2 protein-coding genes are annotated in these 6,283 nt (G+C 73.6%); both read right to left on the reverse strand.

All coding sequences use genetic code 11. The features are described from left to right. Positions 1-168 precede the first annotated feature (168 nt). Positions 169-2,412 carry a cytochrome P450 gene (locus AB0H12_RS39810; protein WP_499630296.1) on the reverse strand — a complete coding sequence of 748 codons (2,244 nt, stop codon included), beginning with the start codon at positions 2,410-2,412 and terminating at the stop codon, positions 169-171. Further along, a partial coding sequence (locus tag AB0H12_RS39815; protein ID WP_499630297.1) for an SDR family NAD(P)-dependent oxidoreductase occupies positions 2,399-6,283 on the reverse strand: 3,885 nt, incomplete at its 5' end. The genes AB0H12_RS39815 and AB0H12_RS39810, both read right to left, overlap by 14 nt.

Consider the following 6,283-nt stretch of genomic DNA (forward strand, 5'->3'; position numbering starts at 1 on the left):
GGCACCGTGCGGGACCAGTCGTCCTCGCCCGTGCCGGGCATCCCTCGCCACCTCCCCTCCGTTAGCAGGCTTGTCGTGCATGCGTGATCACCTCGTGGTCGGCCACTTCCACCGTGTTCCGCGCGGCGTGCCCGGAGCCTCGCGCCGTCGGACGTGGGTGGAGTCACCTCAGTCCTCCTCAAGCACCACGGGCAGCGTCTTGTGGCCGTTGGTGAAGAACGACCCCAACGGTTCCAGCTCCGCGGGCGGCACGGCCAGCCGAAGGTTCGGGAACCGCGCGAACAACGCCCGCAACGCCACCGTGGCCTCCATCCGCGCCAGCGGCGAGCCGAGGCAGAAGTGCACGCCGTGGCCGAACGCCAGGTGGTCGCGCCGGGACGGCCGGGTGATGTCGAACGCCTCGGCGTTCTCGCCGTGCCGCGCCGGGTCACGGCCGGCCGCGCCGAACGACACCAGGATCGCGTCGCCCTTGGCGATCGCGACGCCGTCGACCTCCACGTCGTCCACCGCGTACCGCAGCGGCAGGTTCGGCACCGGTGCCTGCCAGCGCAGCGTCTCGTCCACCACGTCGTCCCAGGTGCTCGTCCCGGCCGTGACGAGACCGAGCTGGGACGGGTGCGCGGCCAACCCGTGCACGGCGTTGTCGAGCAGGTTGACCGTGGTCTCGAAGCCGGCGCTGATGGTCAGCAGCAACGTGTCCAGCAGCTCCTGCTCGCTGAGCCGGCTGCCGTCCTCCTCCTGCGCCGCGATCAGGTCGGTGGTCATGTCGTCGCCGGGGTTCGCGCGCTTCTCCGCGACCAGACCCTTCAGCAGCATGTAGAGCTCGGCGGACGCGCCCTGCACGCCGTCGGGGTCGGCGTCGAGGCTGAACACCGCCTCCACGAGGCGGCGCAGGTCGGCACCGGTCTGCTCGGACAGCCCGAACAGGCCGCTGATCACCCGGATCGGCAGCTGGAACGCGAACTCCGCGCGCAGGTCGACCACCTGACCGCGCGGCACGGCGGCCAGCCGGTCGATCAGGTCGGCGGTGATCTCCTCGACGCGCGGGCGCATGGCGTCGATGCGGCGCGCGGTGAACGCCTTGGCCACCAGCTTGCGCAGGCGGGCGTGGTCCTCGCCGTAGGCGGTGAACATGTTCTTCATCGCCACCCACATGATCAACGGCCAGTCGGGCGGGATCTCGCCGTTGCGCCACGCGGGCCAGTGCCGGTTGGCGTCCTTGGAGACGGCCGGGTCCAGCAGGACGGCCTTGACGGCCTCGTGACCGGTCACCGCCCACGCGCCGATGCCGCCGGGCAGCTCGACGGGCGTGGTGTGGCCGCGTTCGCGCAGCTCGGCCGCCTCGCCGAAGATGTCGCTGCCGGACGGGTCGATGGTGTACCGCTCGACCGGTGGGAGCTCGACGGACTGCGCGACGAACGTCGTGCCGCGCGTGGGCGGCTCGGTGACCTCCAGCAGCGCGGCCGTGAACCGGGAACCCATGCCGAGGCCGATCACCATGATCGTGTCGCCCGGCCTCAGGTCGCCGTCGTTGAGCAGGTGGTCGACACCGAGCAGTTGGTCGCAGGGCCCGACGTGGCCGAGTTCGCGCAGGAACGGCCAGGTGGTGCGGTCCAGGTCGATGCCGAGCGGTTCCAGCACCACGACCTGCAGCTGCGCCAGCCCCAGGCCCGTGATGACGAACCGGGTGATGTCGGCGATCGCGGTGTTCGCCTCCTTGGCGGCCTGCTCGACCGCGTTGACCAGCGCCTCGCTCATCAGGGTCAGGTAGGGCGCGAGGCCGGTGACTTCGATGGGCGTGCGGTTGCGGTGCCCGAGCGGGTCGGGGATGGACGGGGTGGCCAGGACCTCCATCTGGGTGGCGGAGCTGTTGGCGGTGGCGACCAGGCGTGCCCGGCCGCCGTCGCGGGTGAGCACGGCCGACGCGGCGCCGTCGGCCAGGAAGATGCCGACGGTGGGCTGCCAGCGCTCCCAGCGCGGCGGCAGGAACCGGGCGGTCGCCGTGACCAGGGTGGCGGTGGCGGACCGGTCGGCCACCAGGTGCGCGGCGGCGGCCTGGAGCGCGGCCGAGCCGCCGTTGCTGGTCGCCTCCACCTCGAACACCAGGGCGTGACCGAGGCCGAGCACGCGCTGGAGGTGGCACGAGGACGCCATGTGGTCCTGGTGGTCCATCTGCGCGTAGGCCGCCATCGCGATGTCGGCGCCGGTCAGCCCGGACTGGCGCAGCGCGCCGATCGCCGCCCGCACCGCCATGGCGTGCTCGGTCAGGTCGTCGGACCGGGTGAACGAGGTGAAGTCGGACAGCGCGAGCAGCCGCCGCATGGTGTCGGTGTCGGGCACGGCGTCCGTCGCCTGCGTGCGCGGCGGCAGGTAGTGCCCGGTGCCGCCGATGAACACGTCATCCCAGATCATGGACGTCCCTTTCCCTGAGTTCGGACAACCCGGCGCCGTACCCGCGGAAGTCCGTGAGCCAGCTGCTGATCGCCAGCGCGGTGGAGGCGGAGTGCTGCTCCAGCACGGAGAAGTGGTCGCCGGTGACCACGACCGACTCCTGCCCGGACGGCGGGCGCTCCTGCGCGGTGCCGACGTGCAGCACCGGCGCGCCGGTCGGTCCCGGCTCCCACTGCCCGGCCAGGTCGAGGTAGCGGCCCATCGCGACCAGCCGGTCGTCGTCGACGGGGTGGACCTGGTGCTCGGGGTCGAGCACGCCGTCGAGCGGCGGTCGTCCGGTCGGGGTGATCAGCACGAGGGCGGCCGGTGTCACGCCCCTGGTTTCGAGGCGACCGGCGACGGCACGGGCGAGCCACGCCCCGACCGACCGGCCGACCAGCGCGAACTCGCCGACGGCGGCTTCGGCGACCGCGTCGGTCAGCGCGTCCACCAGGGCTTCGGCGGTGGCGGGCAGCGCGCCGCCGGTGAAGCCGGGCAGCGGCACGGCGGTCACGTCCCGCATCGCCTCCAACGCGGCGGCGAACCGCGCGTACTCCTCCACGCCGGTGAACGCCAGCGCGGACGGCAGGCAGATCAACGCCGGCGGCACGAACCCGGTGGTGAGCTTGACCGGCGTGACGTCGAGCCGGTCGGCGAGCGGGCCGAGCCGAGCCGCAGTGGCCAGCAGCTCGACGCCGTCGCGCGTGCGGTCGACGTCGATCGCCTTGCGCAGCAGGGTTTCCAGCGGGCCCGCGTCCCGGTTGGCGGTGCCGCGCAGCTGCCCGTAGAGGTGGTTGGCCAGCTGGGCGGGTGTGGGGAAGTCGAACACGGCGGTCGCGGACAGCTGCAGGCCGGTGGCCCCGTTGAGCCGGTTGCGCAGCTCGATCGCGGTCAGCGAGTCGACGCCGTGGTCGCGGAACGCCTGCTGCGGGTCGGCGGTGAGCCGCGTGGTGTGGCCGAGGACGGCCGCGCTGTGCGTGTTGATCACGTCCAGCAGCAGGGCGCGCTGCTCGGGTTCGGCCAGCGCGGCGAGCCGGCCGATCAGGTCGGACGGCGCGACCGCGGGCGCCTTCGCCCGCCGGGACGGCGCTTGGTCGCGCAGCAGCGGCGTCTTCGCCGTGGCCGGGTCGAGGTGGGCGGGCACCAGCACGGGCGCGCCGGCTCCGAGGCCGACGTCGAGCAGCGCCAGCGCCCGGTCGGTCGGCAGCGCGAGCAGGCCCGCGCGGGCCAGGCGGAGCCGGTCGGCCTCGCCCAGGTGGCCGGTGATGCCGCTCTCCTGCGCCCAGTATCCCCAGGCCAGCGACACGGCGGGCAGCCCGAGCGCGTGCCGGTGGCGGGCCAGCGCGTCGAGGAACGAGTTGGCCGCCGCGTAGTTGGCCTGACCTGGACTGCCCAGCACCCCGGCCACGGACGAGAACAGCACGAACGCGTCCAGGTCGTGGGTCAGCTCGTGCAGGTGCCAGGCCGCGTCCACCTTGGGCCGCAGCACGGCGTCCAGCTGGTCGGGCGTGAGGGACGTGACCACGGCGTCGTCCACGATCCCGGCGGTGTGCACGACCACGCGCAGGTCGTCGATGGTGGCGAGCAGCCCGGCCAGGGCGTCCCGGTCGGCGATGTCGCACGCGGCCACCGTGACGGTCGCGCCGAGGCCGGCCAGCCCGTCCCGGAGCTCCGCCGCGCCGGGGGTGGCGTCACCACGGCGACCGGCCAGGACCACGTGCCGCACCCCGTGGTCGGTGACGAGGTGGCGTGCGGTCAGGCCGCCCAGGACCCCGAGCCCGCCGGTGATCAACGCGGTGCCGCGCAGCCGGCGTGGGGGGCCGCCCTTGGCGGACTTGGTGAGCCTGGGCGCCGACATCGCGCCGTCGCGCAGCCGCAGCTGTGGTTCCGCTTGGGCGAACGCGGTGCGCACGGCGGCCGGGAGCGCCTGGCGGGACGCCTCGGTGTCGTCGTGGTCGACCAGCAGGAACCGGCCCGGGTGCTCGGTCTGCGCGCTGCGCACCAGACCCTGAGCCGCGGCGAGGGGCAGGTCGTCGCCGTTGGTGACGATCACCAGGCGGGTGTCGTCGGCCAGGGCTCGCTGCACCTCGTGGAGCACCTGGCGGGTGAGGGCGTGGGTCTGCTCGACCGGGTCTCCCGCGGCGCGCGCGAGTTCGCGGAACTCCACCGGGACGTCCGGCGCGTCGGTGATCGGCAACGGCGTCCAGTCGAGCGTGAACAGGGCGTCCGGGTGGCGGGCGACGGCGAGACCGCCCAGCTCGACGGGGCGCAGCACGAGCGAGTCGACGGTGGCCACCGGGGTGCCCGCGGTGTCGGTGACGTGCACCGCGTAGGTGTCCGGCGCGGTGGGCGACAGCACGACCCGCAGGGTGGCGGCCGTGCCGGTGATCGAGACGCCCGCGAACGAGAACGGCAGCCTGGCCAGGCCTTGGCCGGGGCCGTCGACCTCGGCGGTGATGCCGGTGAGCAGGGTGAGCGGCTGGATCGCCGCGTCCAGCAGGGCCGGGTGGATGCCGTAGCCGGTGAGCTGCGCGTGGTCGGCGGGGAACGCGACCTCGGCGTGCAGGTCGTCGCCGTGCCGCCAGGTGGCGCGCAGGCCCTGGAACGTCGGCCCGTAGTCGTAGCCCGCGTCGGCGAGCGTGTCGTAGAGGGCGGCGATGTCGATCGGGACGGCGTCGGCCGGTGGCCACGTGGCGGGCCCGTGCGGCGGGGTGGCCGGTTCGGGGCGCAGGACGCCGGTGGCGTGGCGGGTCCAGTCGTCCGGCTCGGCGGCCGTGCGCGAGTGCAGCGTGACCGGACGCCGCCCGGTCTCGTCCGGCGCGCCGACGGTGACCTGGACGTGCACGGTGTCGTGCAGTGGGAGTGGCGCTTCGAGCACGAGCTCGGCCAGCACCGGGCAGCCGACGTGACCGCCGGCTTGCAACGCCAGCTCCACGAAGCCGGTGGCGGGCAGCAGGGCCGTGTCGAGCACGGTGTGCTCGGCCAACCAGGGGTGCGCCGACCGGGCCAGCACACCGGCCAGCACCACGCCCTGGCCGTCGGGCAGGGTCACGGAGGCCCGCAGCAACGGGTGGTCCAGCGCGTCGAGGCCCGCGCCGGCCACGTCCGCCGGCACGCTGGGGACCAGCCAGAACCGTTCGCGTTGGAACGCGTAGGCGGGCAGGTCGAGGTGGACGGGCGGCACCGGCGGACGCCAGTCCGCACCCTGCTCCCAGAGCCGGCCGAGGGCGGCCGGCAACCGTTCGGGCTCGTCGTGACCACGCCGCATCACCCCGATCGGCACGAGCGTGGGATGAGGCCCGATCTCCAAGAACGCCGTCACACCATTGGCACGCAACCACTCCACGCCATCAAAGAACCGCACCGGCTCCCGCGCCTGCCGCACCCAATACCCGGCATCGAACACCGCGCCTGCGGAAGGGTCCCCGCCCAGGGGATCCCTGTTCTCAACGCTACCCGAACCCCCCGACAACACCGTCGACACAATCGGGATCTGTGGATAACCGAACGCCAACCCCTCCACGACCCCCTCGAACTCCGCCAGCATCGGCTCCATGCGCGCCGAGTGGAACGCGTGGCTCACCGCCAACCGCCGCGTCTCGCGGCCCCGTTCCCGCCACACCTCGGCGAGCCGCAGCACCGCGTCCTCGTCACCGGAGATCACCACCGCGTCGGGTCCGTTGACGGCCGCGATCTCGACGCCGTCGACGAGGGAGATTTCCTCTTCGGAAGCCCGGATCGACACCATCGCCCCACCCGACGGCAACCCCTGCATCAACCGACCCCGCGCCGACACCAACACACACGCGTCCTCAAGGCTCAACACACCGGCGACGTGCGCAGCGGCGACCTC

This window comes from Actinosynnema sp. NPDC023794 (genome assembly GCF_040639675.1).
GTDB classification, from domain to species: domain Bacteria; phylum Actinomycetota; class Actinomycetes; order Mycobacteriales; family Pseudonocardiaceae; genus Actinosynnema; species Actinosynnema luteola.

What these genes read in the sequence shown, in the direction of transcription:
- AB0H12_RS39810 (WP_499630296.1), bottom strand. Translation starts at nt 2,412, where the DNA reads ATGATCTGGGATGACGTGTTCATCGGCGGCACCGGGCACTACCTGCCG.